This window comes from Weissella uvarum (assembly GCF_016908785.1).
Lineage (GTDB): Bacteria > Bacillota > Bacilli > Lactobacillales > Lactobacillaceae > Weissella > Weissella uvarum.
Genome location: NZ_JAFBEO010000003.1, coordinates 25,771 through 40,661 on the forward strand (window position 1 = coordinate 25,771; position 14,891 = coordinate 40,661).

The window sequence follows — 14,891 nt, forward strand, 5'->3', positions numbered from 1 at the left end:
GATGCTAGGTACAAAACACTATTTATTGACTGGATACTTTGAAGCACACTGGTGCTTAATACTTGTATCGGTGTTTTTTTATTGCTTAATGCTTAATGCTTTTAGGATTGTATATCATTTATCGTAAGAATCGCTATCAATTAGGATTTTGGGGTAAGGTTTACAAGTTAACCTTAGTTGCTAGATTGATTGAAAGTAAAAAGATATATGAAACTACGACTGTCACTAAGAATGGTAAACAGAAAACTAAGGTTACTTATTATCCACGTATCTATATGAAGTTTGGTGGAAGTGATTTTAAGTTGTATCTACCATTGGACTGCAATAAATTCCAAAAATAGTTTCAAGATGGGACGTTCTCACATGAATTAGCTATGTCGACTCGTGCTACTATCTCTGATGAGATCGCGGAAGATGGTTTTATCGTTCATGAATTCTTGACGTTTCCTGAAAAGTCTCGAATTGGCTTAAATGATATGCACATTAGTTCAGATTCAATTGAAATTATGGAAGGCTTTACTTGGAACTTTGCCAAAGTACCGCATATGTTGGTTGCTGGTGATACTGGTTCTGGTAAGTCTTTTTTCTTGTTCTCAATTATTTCTGGAATATTGAAATCTGGTGCCGAACTCATGATTGCTGATCCTAAAATAACTGACTTAGCTAGTCTTGCAAACACCAAGGCATTAAAAGGTAAAGTGGTTTATTCCGATGACCGAATCATTAAGTCATTTGCGAAATTCTATGAAGATATGTACGTTCGTGCAGATGAATACACCAAGATTTTGAAAGAATCAGACGGCATGGGGGATTATCGTGATTATGATTTACAACCTAAGTTCTTCATGTTCGATGAATACGGTGCCTTTTATAGTAAGTTAGATTGGAAACAACAAGAAGAGTTAAAACGTATGGCTACTGAAATTACAATGTTAGGTCGACAACTAGGTTTCTTCCTAATTATTGCTTTGCAACGACCTGACGCCGAAACACTAGGTGCTGGCGTTCGTAATCAATTCCAATTCCGTGTCATACTGGGTAAGATGAAATCAAATGGGTTAAGTCTGATTTTTCCAGATGATGACCCTAGCAACTTTGTTAATCTATCCAAAGATGTCAAAGGTTGGGGTTATGCGCAAAGGTCACCTGATAAAACACGTGCATTCTTTGCACCACTTATTCCTAAAAATTTCAAAGCCAAAGCCTATTTTAATAAGCTCGGAGAAGAACTGGAGGTAAAAGCAGAAAAAGAACGTGCAGATGAAGCTTAGTTGACCTTACCGTCCAAGAAAGTCTGTGTATTGAAATAATAAAAGATTAGAGCCTGTTTGTTTTTCGATGATTAGTGACGTTAGGAACTGTACTGGCCGACCCACATGTACTCATCAAAAACTTTACAGGCTCTTTGTTTTATATTGATTGAAACAGGCTTTTTCTTGCGGTCGTGGACTTAGGTCAACTTGCTTTATCTGCTAAGCCCCCGTTTACCTAATAGGGGGGGCTTAAAATTAAGAGAAAAGTAGCCAGTAACATTGTCATGACAGGGCTAACGTTGATTTTGGTAGCTGTCCCCGTTTGACCATTTGGGGACAGGTAATATTCCGGGAAATTATTCTAGTAAAAGGAGGTCATTAATCGAACGTCTGATTCAAAATCCTATCGCTATTTGGGTATCGAACACTTACTTATTAATCCCAAAAGTGACAAGTTCATTTTTACATTGGTTGATGAATCAGGTTCAGAACAAACTTATCTCGTCAATCCATGGAGCTTACCTAGTTTCATTCCTAATATGCTTGATGAGTTAATCGTTGAAAGTGTAGTTTACCAACCTGATGAACTATATCCAACTGTTAATTTAGAAATGAAACAGCAGTTGAGCTTCGACGAACAAGCAACCGTTATTCAAGTTTGGCAAGCTTATCGTGAACGACTAAGAAGAAAGGCTGTAGTTGGTGCTTCAATCATTACAGATGGTGAATTTCATGATTAAAGCAGAGACTCTAAAAGACATTCGTTTAGCTAAAAAGTGGTCATTACGGCAAATGGCTGCTTACTTAGATATTAGTAAATCAGCTTATGAACGTTATGAATCAGGCAAACGTGAAATTCCAAATCCACTAGAAGAGCGCATTCGAAATGCCTTTATTAACTACAATGGCACATTGGCAATCTCAATTGACTACTTACGGATCAGTTTTGAAAACCTCACTGCCCAACAAGTAATAACTGACGTCCTCAATATGAAAGTTGTCGATTTTTCAGTTGGTGGTGGCAATGAAGGTATGTTATATCGTGAATCTTTAAATTATTCCGGCTTCAATTACATTCGTATTTTTAGCCGTGATGAAATTGATTCAGTCGGTTCACTTTTACAAATATCAGGTAGGGGCTGTCGATCATTTGAATTTATTCTTGAGCAACAATCTACTGACTGGGCAACGTTTTTGTACAATGCAACATTCAAGAAATATGGAACAGTTACTCGAATTGACTTAGCGATTAATGATTATTGCGGGTGGTTTGATATAGGAACTCTAATTGAAAAAGCCCAAAACAATGATGTTAAAACTCGCTTTAAATCACCCCATGCCATTCATGGAAATCAGTATTCTGGTTGGACGTTAGAGTTTGGAAAAAGGGGTAATGTATTCTTTCGTTTCTACGAAAAAGATAAAGAGATTGCTAGTAAGTTAGGGATAGAAAACTATGACTTAGGGATTATCAATCGTTATGAATTACAAATTGCGGATACTCGAAAGGCTATGCAATTAGTGAATGATTGGGTGATTCGTGACCAATTAGTTGAATCAACTTACGGCTACTTTAATCGCTACCTTACTTTTTATGATGAGTTACCAGTTGATAAACAAGGCAATCAAGTTCAGTTAGAGTTTGATGACCGAACTATTTGGGAACCTTGGCATTACTTTGTTGTGAACGCAAAAGCGATTAAGTTTGAAACTATACCAGAAGAGATTAGTCTTGAGAGGTCACTTGCTTGGATTCAGCGTTCCGTAGCACCAACTCTAAAACTGATTAAACAAGTTGAAGCACTAGACTTAAATCATACGGGGTTAGGGACAGTCGCCAAATTTATTAGAGAAGCAGAATTATCGCCCAAACAAGAAAAGCTATTCCAGTCTATTAAAGACCAAATCGACAGTGAAATTAAAAAAGCGCAACTCTTTGAAGAAACGCATTAACTAATATTATTAAAGAAAAGGTGGATTATAACTATGGCAGAAAATACAAATACACAACGTGCAATTAAAGCACTTCAAGCTTCACAAGAACACGCCGATCAAGTTGTTTCTAGTATGAAAGGGCTAGATAAAGATACTTTATATGCTGGAGTCAATGAGCTAAAAACATTAATTGAAGAGGATCCACAACTTGAGAAAGTCTTTTCAGATGATTTAAAGAAACTACGTAACAACTTACGTTTTATTTCGCAAGCTTCAGGAATTGTGAAGAATGCAGGTAATGTTAATCAAGCAACTCAAAGTGCTGTTTCAAGTATCAAACGTTTTGTTAAGTAGCATTTGACTTTAAGTCTTGCAGTTGTTGAGGAATACTATAGTGTTCTTCCTACATAAGAGGTACTTCAATATGGCTATATCCCTAATAGTCATATTCAATTGCCTCGTCTGTCTAATATTGGTAGGCCACTCTTTACTTCATGTTTAGAGTGGTCTTTTTTTAAATTAGCTAATTTCTATATTAATTAACGCTTGCTTTGGAGTGAACTCCAAGGTGCATACTAAAGAAGTATTAAAAATACAGACAGTGAGGTATGCATCATGACAAAAAATAAAAATTTAATTATCTACTATTCACGAACAGGTAATACGAAAGAGATTGCTGAGTTAATCCAAAGTATGGTTGGCGGAGACATTATACGTATAGAAACACAAGAACCTCGTCCGGCTAACTATCGAAAAGAAGTTGAACAAAATCAATTTGAACAAGGAACTGATTTTCTCCCTGAACTTACAACTGTAATTGATAACTTTGATGATTATCAAAACATCTTCATCGGTACACCAACTTGGAATATGGCTTTACCACAGGCAGTACTTACATTCTTACGCACATACGATTTTTCTGGAAAACTTATTCTGCCATTTAATACAAATGGTGGATATGGAACAGGAAATACTTTGAATCAAATTGAAGGCAATATTAATGGCGCAAAGATGACATCTGGATTTTCCGTTAAAGGTGGTGAAGAAAACAAGGGGATTTTATTCACAATTGAAGGTATCCATAAAGATGGTGTATCAACTAAATTAGATAACTGGTTAAAACAAAATTATAAATAAGACTTGCTTTGGAGTGCACTCCAAGGAATATACTCAATTTGTTCAGTTAGATAAGTCATCAAATAAAGAAAGGGAGTGAATTATATGAACGTTATTATCATCGGCGCAAATGGATCAATTGCTAGATTAGTTGAACAAACATTAATCAGTAGTCCGGAATTTAAAAATGTTTATATCACCATGTTTTTACGTGATAAACAACGAGTAAATGATTTAATCGTTGAAAATCATAGTACTTCGTTTGAAGGTGATTTATATAATCTTGAATCATTGAAAAATGCATTTAAGGATCAAGATATCGTTATTGATACAACTGGTGCAACGAAAGATGTTGAAACAACTCAAAATATCATCGATGCAATGCAAGCTAATGAAATAGACCGGATTGTTTCAATTAATGATTTGGGTATTTATGATGAGGTACCTGGAAAATTTGGAGAATGGAATAAACGTATGGTTGGTAGTGGTCTTATAGTAGGTAAGCAATCTGCCGACTTATTGGAAACCTCTTCTTTGAATTATACAATTCTACGAATTGCTTGGTTGTCAAATAATGATGAAATCAATTATGAAATCACGTATAAAGATGAACCCTTTAAAGGAACTACCGTCTCTCGCAGAAGTGTTGCAGACGTTATTTTGAAGATTATTGGAAATCCAAATTATTTAGAAAATGTCAGTGTTGGATTAAATAAACCTGGTACAGATGGTGACCAACCACAGTTTTAGTAATAATTATGAAAAGAATTAGATTGATTAAAGGAGAATATTAAAATGGATAATTCAGTAAAGTTAAATGAAGAAACAGAAATGCCAAACTTAGGATTTGGTGTTTATCAAGTAACTGATCAAAGTGAAGCAAAACAAGCTGTACTTGATGCTATTGAACAAGGTTATCGCTTAATTGACACAGCTGCTAGTTATGGAAATGAACGTGCTGTCGGTGAGGCAATCGAAGAATCAAATATAGCTCGTGAAGATTTATTTATTACTTCAAAACTTTGGGTGGATGATACAGGTTATGATGCTACCAAAGAGGCTATTAAAGATTCACTAGACAGACTTCAACTTGATTACTTGGATTTGTTCTTAATTCACCAACCATATGGCGATGTCTTTGGTTCATGGCGTGCAATGAACGAAGCTAAAGAAGCGGGCTTGATTAAGTCTATCGGTGTTTCTAACTTCTCGATTGCTCAAATTACTAATCTAGCTGAGTTTAGTGGTGTTAAGCCTGATATTAATCAAATTGAAGTTAATCCATTTAATCAGAATACCGAATCTGTTGAATACCTACAAAATTATGGCGTTCAAGTAGAAGCTTGGGCACCATTTGCCGAAGGGAAGAATGGTTTATTCAGTAATGAAACGCTTCAAAAAATTGCAGATAATCATGGCAAGTCAATTGCACAAGTTGTGCTACACTGGAATGTACAACGTGGTATTGTACCTGTTTCAAAATCTACTAAGTCAGAGCGTATGGCTCAAAATCTAGACGTCTTAGACTTTGAATTAACTGATGAAGAGATGAAGACAATTGCACAATTAGATACTGGTGATAGCCAATTCTTCTCACATGAAGACCCTGAAATGATTACATGGATGGCTCACCGTTCTGTTGAAAAATAAAATAAGGTGAACAAATAATCATGAACGTTAAAGAAGCTAGTCAAACAACAGGTGTTTCTACCGATACGATTAGATACTATGAAAAAGAGGGCTTAATTCCAAAAATTGAACGAAATGATGCTGGCAACCGTGAAATTGATGAAAAGATTATTCGTCGAATCAACTTTGCTAAACAAATGCGTGACGCCGGTATGTCAATTAAAGCCCTTAAAGAATATACTGATTTAGTTGATGACGCTGAAGATAACACGGAAAAGCAGAAACAAATTCTTCGTGAACAAATTGATGCCATGCAAGAACGCAAAGATGATATTGATTTTGCGATTGAGCACTTGGAATACAAATTAGCTCACTACGATGATCACATGAAAAAAACAGAAGAAGAATTACATGAACTTGAAAAACGTGACCGTTCATAAAAAGTTAAATGTTTTATTATGTAAGCGTTGACTTTAAAACAGAATATTATATCCTGCAATTGTGGAGGATTTAGAACATCTCCTAAAACAGTTCCCATACCCATAAGGTAAATACCCTATCTTCCACGCACGCATCATACACCATTGTGACAATCAATGTCCGTGTAGACAAGACTGTCGCTTTAATATTAGTCAGATCACTCTTTACTTAATGTTTAGAGTGGTCTTTTTTATACCATCAATTCTTCTGAAAGGAGCGTCCTTATATTAAAAAACTACAATTTAAGCGTATTCCCAAATTTAAAATCAAGCGTTTACCACATGAAAAGAATCAAGTCTCTCTTAAAACTTCCCGTTGGATTCTGCTTGGCTTGATTGGATTATTAGTCATTAGTGGTCCAATTGCTTTTATCAGTGTCAAATCAGTTTCACACCAAAACAAGACATTAAAAGTACAACTCAAACAATTTGAAACAAAGCTCGATAAAGCCCAAACCGGTTCGCTAGCTTATAATCCTGCACTTGGTGGATATATGCAAAATTTTGTCCGAACATATATTAATCAATCTGGAAATGTTCAAGACTTTACCAAATGGAAAGACGCTCTCAAGCCATACTTCGCTAAAGACCTAGATACAAACAAACTAGCTGATAGTGATAACTGGAAAGAACAACATTTAATTTCAGCTTACTTAGTTGCTTTGTATGTTGAAAACAACACTAAAATTGCCCAACTAAAAGTTGAATACAAAATCAAAACTAAAGAGGAGGAAGTTAAACATAATAAGAAACATAAGCATGAGCTAAAACAAGAATGGAAAACTAAAACGGTCTACTTAAATGTTCCATATCAAGCTAAGGATAATCAATTTACTGTTGTTGCTTATCCATTTGTCTCTAATGCACGGTCTAACGTTGGTCATATTTCAGAAGCACTTGTTCGCAATACTAAACAAGATACTGATATGTCAACAAATGAAGTCGATGATGTCACTAAGTTTGCGACAAAGTTCTTAAACAAATACACTTCATCAACAGCTAAAGAAATGAGCTTCATCATGAATGAACCTGCCGGTTTAAATGGTGAATACACAGTAACTTCAATCGATGATCCACACGTTTCGGGTACAAAAGAAAAGCCTCGAATTTCAGGGACGATGATGTTAAAGCAAAAAGACACGGGTACCGTCCATTCAGAACAGTTTGATTTAAAGCTCAAGAAACAGGACAACACATACTTTGTTTCAGAATTCGGTCATTAACTAATTAATAAGGAGAGGAGTACAAACTATGAATTTTTCCGGATTATAACAATGAGTTTCCCAGCAAGGTGGTTCACTACTTTTTATCGGAATCATCATCTTAGTCATTATGGCTTTTATTCGACGTGACTTTAAAGACTTCGTAATGGTTGCATTATTTGGTGGCTTTGCTTGGTTGTTAATCGCTAAAGGGCCAATGGTTATGCGGGCAATTGGAAACATCTTCCAAATGATTTTTGGTTAGGAGGGGTTATGGAGGATACCTATAATTACCGACCTTTGTTTCGTCACAGTTATACCTTTCGTGGCACAGTTGCCAAGAAGTATGGTGGTTTCACCTATGCATTCTCTGTCGAAACGTTCTTCGTTATTTTGATTTCATTTTTAATCAATCTACCGTTCGTTTACTTAGTTTGGAAAGTAAACTCAAATTATTTATTTGCAACATTATTGATTCCACCATTTGTTGCTTACAAACTCTATGACACGATTAACCCTGATGGATTAAAAGTTCATCAATATGTCTGGCAATATCTCAAATACTACGTAAAGTTCTATTTACCAAATCGTACCCTTAGTCATGATAAACCAGTGTTCTATACAGAAAGTGAGGTGGTTATTAAATGACTTTCACGACTGATGATGTCTATATCACGATCAAAAAACGCTTAGGCTTTAGTCAAAAGTTCCGATTCCCGTTTGATGATTCGCAAATCTATGAATGGGCAAGAGATGAACCTTTTACCATGATGAATGAAAGTTTGCCATTTACATTAGGTGACATTTCTGAAATGAATGATTCAGACTTCAATCGACTAAACCATGTTTTAGAAACATTAGCCAACAGTGATTTTAAAATCTTATCGATGTACCAAATGAAACAGTTCATCGATGGCACATTAGGTTGTTGGCATAACTTAAACGAAGAAACCTTAAATGATTACATGTTAATTCCCGCTAGAGACCCAGAAGATATGGCACTCTCATATGCAAATGTTGCAGGGGATACGGATTCGATTTTACGTTCATTACCTGGCGATATTGACGCTTATCTTGATTGGCATAAAATTGGGCAAACGTTGATTGATTCAGACCAAGTTACTGAAATTCAAGGCGCTTATATTGCCGAAGTCTAACTAAATAACCTTATTAGTTCAGCTCGAAAGTTTAGCTTTCATGGAGGTCATACTCTAGCTGAGCTTTTTAAATCGACTTATCAATTTAATTCCAAAACAATCATGAAAGAAAGGTGGTGTTAACGCTTTGAAAACAACATTAGAAAGTCCCATTAAACAAATTAAAGATAACCTATTACTAACTAGAACTGGTGATGTTTGGGCGTATTACGGCATTAAAAGTTAAAGTATTTCAAATCATGATATTAAGCAAAAGACAGAGTGGAAGCATAAACTAGCATTTCTAGATAAAGACTTATCTCGTTTTGGAGAATTTGATTTAATCTTAATTCCAAAGGAACTAGATTTACAAGAACGATTCTTTGGTCAAAATTCCTTATCTGAAGACTTTGCTGATGATGTCCGAAATGTCGCTGAGTTCTATGCTCATAAACAAATTGACGCTTTAGAAAATGAATTCGATACTGTCACCAAAAGCTACTATGTTTTAGGTATTAAACTCAAATCATTCAAGTACGATGATTCAATTAAAGAATCAGTTAATGGCGTACTTGATGATATCGTCCGCAATATTGCACCAACCTTAGGCTACGACATAGTCATTGATGATCCCTTTTTTGATCAATATCATGATATTTCTGATGAAGTCGAAAATACGCTTGCTACAATTAACGGGCAAGTAATGACTGAAAATGAACTAGCATACTTGATTCGTTATAACTTTTTACGTGGTATTAAACATTCAGTGGTTGATGAAAGTCATGATCACTACTTAGAAAATCTATTAGACGGAACACTTAATGCTTCAAAGAAAGGAGCAATTTACTTAAAGAATCAAAATGGAGAAGGCTATATTTCAATGTTGCCAATCTCATCTACACCAACTGATTTGACCAACAGCCATTTCTTTGAGATTGCACAAAGAAAAAAATTCCCCGTTGAATTCCATATGAAAGTAATGACTGAAAAGAAAACTGGATTTGGTAAGAACTTGAAAAGTCGTTTAAGTGGCTTAGATAAAGAAATGAATTTCGAAGATAAGGACGCCTTGCAATCCGGTCAATATGATTCAAGTGATAAACGAAAGACGACTAAGTATCTTCTTAACCTAATGCGAAATGGATTAGATAAGGGTAATGAGTATTATCGTTGGTTTGGTGTTTATGTTATTTACGCCAATGATCTAAAAGAACTTCGACGAAGAACTAAGTCATTACAAGAAACTATGCGTCGTCGAAAAGTTGAATTAAGTAATGCCAGTGCGCAATAAATCGATTTATTCTACAGTCTATTACCAGGCTATTCATTGGAAGGAGAGCAACGGTGGTTACAGTATTCTAGTCAAGATGGTTTAGCTCAAAATCTATTTGGTATTTCTCATCAATTAGGTAATAATACTGGTTTCGTGATTGGCCGTGTCTCAAATACTTCAAGAAGCCAATCAATTATCAAAAGTGTTTATTCATCTAAAGACCTTATCTTTTTTAATCCGCTCGTTACAAATCAAGGTGTAGCTGGTTCCGTTACCGATAGTCCGCATATCACCGTAACCGGTCAAACAGGTAAGGGAAAGTCATTCTTGGTTAAATTAATCATGATGTATCTCTCGATGATGCAAGCTAAGTTACTATATATTGACCCTAAACAAGAAATAAAACGTTGGTTTAGTCGTGCAACTGATGACGAAGCTTTTAAAACTCAATATCCGGAATTAATTGAGCTTATTAATCAGTTCCATTTCACAACATTAGATCAATCAAATATTGATAATTGGGGCGCTTTAGACCCAATCGTATTCTTAGCAGGATTTGGAAACCGTAGTGATAATATGCAACCTGATACTGACCCAGCTTATGATGTCGCCGTAGCGATGTATCACCAAGTTTTTGAAATTAATGACCAACTAGCTCGTGCTATTCGAAAAACTGTCACAGGTGGTATTTTACGACTTAGTTTTTCAGATGGTTCTAATGATTCAGTCAGTTTTAATACACGAATCAATATTCTTGAAGTTGCTGGACTTGATTTACCAGATGAAAAACAAGACCCGTCAACTTATACCGCTATTCAACGTACTTCTTTAGCAACCATGTTTGCCTTAGGTAAATTCGCTGATAAGTTTGGGCGTGAAAACCCAGATGAATATACATTTGAAATTATCGACGAAGCTTGGATATTCCAAACTTCATCAATTGGTCGAGCTATTTTAAAGTCAATCAAACGTGTTTGTCGTTCATTTAATAATGCTTTGATTTACGCTACTCAATCGATTGATGATTTGAGTTCTAACGATGATCACGGACAAGTCGGAGTGGTATTTGCTTTCAATGAATCAAGTGAAACTAGTCGTATTCTTGAATATGTTGGACTTGAACCAACTGAATCAAACGTAAAATGGTTTGAGAACTTTATTAAAGGTGAAGCATTATTCCGTGATGTTTATGGTCGGGTTGGGAAGATTGCCGTTCACTCAATGATCCCAGAGTTTATGCAACTCTTTAAAATACTTGAACGAAATGCGAGTGCAAAAGCTGAAGAAAAGTGGAACTAAATCATTGTAATTTGAAAGGAGGTTAGATATCCTGAAAGCGTCAAAGTGAATCGAAAGGGGTACATTCTATGTCTAAAAACACAAAATGGATTATGGGCGGAATTGCCCTAATCGTTATAATCGCATTGTCAGTTGTAGGCTACAAAACCTATAAACATAATCAAGAACAACAAAACGCATAAGAAGCTTTAACTTATTCCATTAATGATGTGGCCAATTCACTTAAATCAGACTATTCTGAAAAAACTGAGCTAGCTTATTTAAAGCCTTATTCTAAATCTAATGTTAGTGGGCAAGTGTTTCGTAATCCAAATTCATCAAATGAAAATATATTTATAGTCAAATTAACGTACCCAGTCTTAAAAACAGGGTCAACTGCAAAGGAAATTGCAACTGGAAAACACGATAATTCCAAAGTTACTTTTCAAAAACAAACAACATTTGATTTAGTTAATTTAGATTCAAAACATGTTCAATCAATTAGTGATTCGAACCCTGATACTGGTAAATTACTTTACGAAATAGATAATTATAAAATTGATCGTCAAGACAACTAATTTTTAGTTGTCTTTTTATTATTAGTTGTCTTTTTATTATTTGAAAGGAATCGATGAATGATTAAAAGATTCAATTTAAAGTGACTAAACTTACTAGTTTTAGTTGCTTTTTTTATTGCATTAATTCTTTATCAAACAATAATTTATGCGGAACAAAAAGACTCCAGTCCAATTTTAACTGCATTAATTAATAATGATATGGATAAAGTTATACAGAATATTGATAGTTTTAAACTATATCATGAATCAACTGGTGTAACTGACTTCAATGCTAACAGCACATACTTTATTGGTGATTTACTTTGGTCATTAGTTACTTTAATTTATTCTGGAATGGACTCATTGATTAATATTTTATTCAATGCCGATTCGATGAATGGGTTAATTAGTTGGGTTACTGCAATATCCAAAGCACTTTACTCTGGTATTTCTGGCGTTGTCTTAAATACATTTTTTGCATTAGGTGCTATTGCTTCAGTTTTTTTCTACGTGACAAAAGGAAAGACTGCTGCCTATAAGCAACTAATACAAATATTTTGTATTTTATTAGTTTCATCAATCTGGTTCTTAAATGTTGGGCCAATTTTAACTAGCATTAATTCAGTTTCAGACAGTCTAGGAACAACAGTTGCTTCTAGTATTTCTCGTTCTTTTGATAGTTCTAATTCTAAAAAAACAAATTATACTGATTTAATTTCTGATGATAAAAGCAAAACAACAAAATCCGTAACTGCTGTCAGACGTGACTATTTTGATAATAGTATTTATAAATTATGGCAAATAGGGAAGTTTGGCGACGCCGAAACTAGTAAAAATGCACAAGCTCATTTTTTAAAGGACAAACCTTTAAGCGCAAAAGACGTTGATAAGATAAAAGGAAACAAAGACGTCACCCCTTATAAGAAGTATCTTGAAAAAGAAAACGCCAATCAAAAATCATCTACTGCCTTTGCTGGCATAATTGTAATTATCCTTAACGGATTATCCTATATTGGAATCGGCTTAATCAATTGGGTAGTAACATTGATTGCTACGCTGACTTTATCAATTCCAATTCTAGCGATACTATCGTACTTTCCGAGATTTAACCGATCATTGTACAACGGTATTTTTAAAATCATCACTGCTTTCTTCACCAAAGCAATTGTGGTTATTTTGATTGTTGTCGTAAACCTTTCAAATACGATTACAACAACATTAGTTTCTATTTTAAATGGTTCATTTAAAGGTTCATCAGCAATTGGATTAACTCTAGTTGCCTCAGTCTTACAGTTTGTATTGCTTTACTTACTATGGCGAAATCGCGGTCATATTATGTCTGCTGTAAGTGGTGGTCAAATCACTAATGTCCCTTATGCAGATGGCATGGCTCATTCAATACGAAATGGAACTGAGTTTATTTCTACTCACACACCAACTTTCGTAGAAGCTAAGAATGGTTTTTATGGTGGATTAGATCGAGTACATGAAGATGGAGAAAATGAAGTTCAACACGTTGCAGAAGAAACAAATGATGAAGAACAAAATGAAGTCCCTGATAACTTAGAATCAACGGATCTAATTAATAACAATCATCAAAATAATTCATCAGATGAAACTTGAACTATTACTGATACTAAGGATTTTCCAAACGATACTTCAGAGTCTGATGATGATTCTGATATCCCTGCTGATTATGTTGATGAAGAACCAGATAGCAATATACCTGATAATACTGAAGCATCGAATGCTCCAAAACACAATGACGTACCTAGTGATGTCATTGAAGATGAACCGGATATGACTAATATTCCAGCTGAAGCTAATGAAACAACTTCAAATGAAATTAATACAACTGATGTTCCTGCTGAAATACAAGATGAAGAGCATGCCTCAGAATCACTAATTCAACAATCACATCATGTAGCTCAACATGAAAATGATAATCCATTAAATGATCATTCCCAGTATGATCAATCACTAAGTGAAGCCAATCAAATCAATAGCGAATATATTCATGAACAACCTAGTCACAGTAATGATATACCTGATTACATTAATCAATCAGAAACTTCATCTGTTGAAACAACAATTGAACCTGAACAGTATTCTGATTCAGTTAAAAACAATGCTCATTCAGTTTCTGAATTTGCTTCAAATACTAATTCAGAAACTGAGAATGCTGACAAACATGATGAAACACAAGAACAACTACGTAAAATCTATGAGGAAGAGTCCAAAGAACAGCCTCAAAACTTTTTAAGATAAGGAGGTGGCTTCTTGAAGATTTATCGACTGATTGGGAAAGATACTAAGTTAATTTATGCATCAGCTCAATCAAAGAACATGTTATTTAGATTAATAAATCAAAAGTATCCATCAACTTTAGATGAGCCAATTTATCCAGAAGCATTGTTACTACAAATTATTCAAACATAACCAAACCACTAGCTAACTTAGACTAGTGGTTTTTATTAGGAGTAGTCTATGAAAAAAACAATTGTACTAATTATTGGAGCAATAACGGGATTACTGTTAATCATCATAATCTCTATACTCTCTATTTTTGGTACGGATTTATCTTGTAAAACAAATGTAGATTCTCAAGCACCAGTCCAATCAAGCAAAGGAGGTACAAGTGGCGGTAGTTGGAATAACAAGGGAAGCAAAGTCTACAAAGATATGAAGTATGCCAGTCAACGGTTTAAACAGATGGGCTATTCAGGTGATCAAACTGCAACTGTTTTAGCAATTGGTTGGAAAGAATCCAACTTTGATCCAACAATTGTAAACCCTGGTGGCGCAGTTAAAGGAATCTTTCAATGGGGAACTGGTGGTGTAAATGGTAATCGTTATGGGAATACGAAAGATAATGTTGAATCGCAAATGGATTTAGTAGATAAAGAATTGAACGGTTCGTATAAACATGTTGCTACAAAACTTAGTAAAGCCACTAGTATGGAGCAAGCAGAAGAGGCATGGAATGTAGGCTATGAAGGTGAAGGCCTACCTGCTGGTGATTAGGCTCAACGT

General features: G+C 34.8%; 19 protein-coding genes and 1 pseudogene. All 20 read left to right on the top strand.

What is annotated here, in order from left to right; genetic code table 11:
- Window positions 1-95: 95 nt before the first annotated feature.
- The 20 genes and pseudogenes from JOC36_RS04470 (at window position 96) to JOC36_RS04565 (ending at window position 14,882) form a co-directional block, all read left to right on the top strand.
- Window positions 96-341: a hypothetical protein gene (locus JOC36_RS04470; protein WP_205145313.1), complete on the top strand. Its 246-nt coding sequence runs from the start codon at window positions 96-98 to the stop codon at window positions 339-341.
- Between the two features lie 33 nt (window positions 342-374).
- Window positions 375-1,271 (top strand): FtsK/SpoIIIE domain-containing protein, encoded by an 897-nt coding sequence (locus JOC36_RS04475; protein ID WP_205145314.1) that lies wholly within the window; start codon window positions 375-377, stop codon window positions 1,269-1,271.
- A gap of 395 nt (window positions 1,272-1,666) precedes the next feature.
- Window positions 1,667-1,993, top strand: coding sequence for a hypothetical protein (locus tag JOC36_RS04480; protein ID WP_205145315.1), 327 nt, complete (start codon window positions 1,667-1,669; stop codon window positions 1,991-1,993).
- Window positions 1,986-3,206, top strand: coding sequence for a replication initiation factor domain-containing protein (locus tag JOC36_RS04485; protein ID WP_205145316.1), 1,221 nt, complete (start codon window positions 1,986-1,988; stop codon window positions 3,204-3,206). Before JOC36_RS04480 ends, JOC36_RS04485 begins: the two co-directional genes overlap by 8 nt.
- Before the next feature lie 33 nt (window positions 3,207-3,239).
- A complete protein-coding gene (locus JOC36_RS04490) occupies window positions 3,240-3,542 on the top strand; it encodes a hypothetical protein (RefSeq protein WP_205145317.1) in 303 nt (100 codons plus the stop codon).
- Window positions 3,543-3,803: 261 nt separating this feature from the next.
- Window positions 3,804-4,325: a flavodoxin gene (locus JOC36_RS04495; protein WP_205145318.1), complete on the top strand. Its 522-nt coding sequence runs from the start codon at window positions 3,804-3,806 to the stop codon at window positions 4,323-4,325.
- 84 nt (window positions 4,326-4,409) lie between these two features.
- Entirely contained in the window at window positions 4,410-5,054 is a 645-nt protein-coding gene (locus JOC36_RS04500; RefSeq protein ID WP_205145319.1) for an NAD(P)H-binding protein, read from the top strand.
- A gap of 45 nt (window positions 5,055-5,099) precedes the next feature.
- Window positions 5,100-5,954 (top strand): aldo/keto reductase, encoded by an 855-nt coding sequence (locus JOC36_RS04505; RefSeq protein ID WP_205145320.1) that lies wholly within the window; start codon window positions 5,100-5,102, stop codon window positions 5,952-5,954.
- A gap of 20 nt (window positions 5,955-5,974) precedes the next feature.
- On the top strand, window positions 5,975-6,373 hold the full coding sequence (locus tag JOC36_RS04510) for a MerR family transcriptional regulator (RefSeq protein WP_205145321.1): 399 nt from the start codon (window positions 5,975-5,977) through the stop codon (window positions 6,371-6,373).
- A 371-nt stretch (window positions 6,374-6,744) separates the two neighbouring features.
- Window positions 6,745-7,635: a conjugal transfer protein gene (locus JOC36_RS04515; RefSeq protein ID WP_205145322.1), complete on the top strand. Its 891-nt coding sequence runs from the start codon at window positions 6,745-6,747 to the stop codon at window positions 7,633-7,635.
- Window positions 7,636-7,702: 67 nt separating this feature from the next.
- Window positions 7,703-7,879, top strand: a pseudogene (locus JOC36_RS08725) (TcpD family membrane protein); the annotation flags it as partial.
- Between the two features lie 8 nt (window positions 7,880-7,887).
- Entirely contained in the window at window positions 7,888-8,262 is a 375-nt protein-coding gene (locus JOC36_RS04520; RefSeq protein ID WP_205145323.1) for a TcpE family conjugal transfer membrane protein, read from the top strand.
- Window positions 8,259-8,771: a hypothetical protein gene (locus tag JOC36_RS04525; protein WP_205145324.1), complete on the top strand. Its 513-nt coding sequence runs from the start codon at window positions 8,259-8,261 to the stop codon at window positions 8,769-8,771. The genes JOC36_RS04520 and JOC36_RS04525 overlap by 4 nt, the downstream gene beginning before the upstream one ends.
- Window positions 8,772-9,453: 682 nt before the next feature.
- Complete coding sequence (locus JOC36_RS04530) at window positions 9,454-10,041, top strand: hypothetical protein (RefSeq protein WP_205145325.1); 588 nt, start codon at window positions 9,454-9,456, stop codon at window positions 10,039-10,041.
- Between the two features lie 36 nt (window positions 10,042-10,077).
- Window positions 10,078-11,322 carry an ATP-binding protein gene (locus tag JOC36_RS04535; protein WP_205145326.1) on the top strand — a complete coding sequence of 415 codons (1,245 nt, stop codon included), beginning with the start codon at window positions 10,078-10,080 and terminating at the stop codon, window positions 11,320-11,322.
- Window positions 11,323-11,531: 209 nt separating this feature from the next.
- Complete coding sequence (locus JOC36_RS04545) at window positions 11,532-11,879, top strand: hypothetical protein (protein WP_205145328.1); 348 nt, start codon at window positions 11,532-11,534, stop codon at window positions 11,877-11,879.
- 198 nt (window positions 11,880-12,077) lie between these two features.
- Window positions 12,078-13,481 (top strand): hypothetical protein, encoded by a 1,404-nt coding sequence (locus JOC36_RS04550; RefSeq protein WP_205145329.1) that lies wholly within the window; start codon window positions 12,078-12,080, stop codon window positions 13,479-13,481.
- Window positions 13,482-13,658: 177 nt separating this feature from the next.
- Window positions 13,659-14,126 carry a hypothetical protein gene (locus JOC36_RS04555; protein ID WP_205145330.1) on the top strand — a complete coding sequence of 156 codons (468 nt, stop codon included), beginning with the start codon at window positions 13,659-13,661 and terminating at the stop codon, window positions 14,124-14,126.
- Between the two features lie 12 nt (window positions 14,127-14,138).
- Entirely contained in the window at window positions 14,139-14,297 is a 159-nt protein-coding gene (locus JOC36_RS04560) for a hypothetical protein (RefSeq protein WP_205145331.1), read from the top strand.
- 48 nt (window positions 14,298-14,345) lie between these two features.
- Complete coding sequence (locus tag JOC36_RS04565) at window positions 14,346-14,882, top strand: phage tail tip lysozyme (protein WP_205145332.1); 537 nt, start codon at window positions 14,346-14,348, stop codon at window positions 14,880-14,882.
- Window positions 14,883-14,891: the final 9 nt, after the last annotated feature.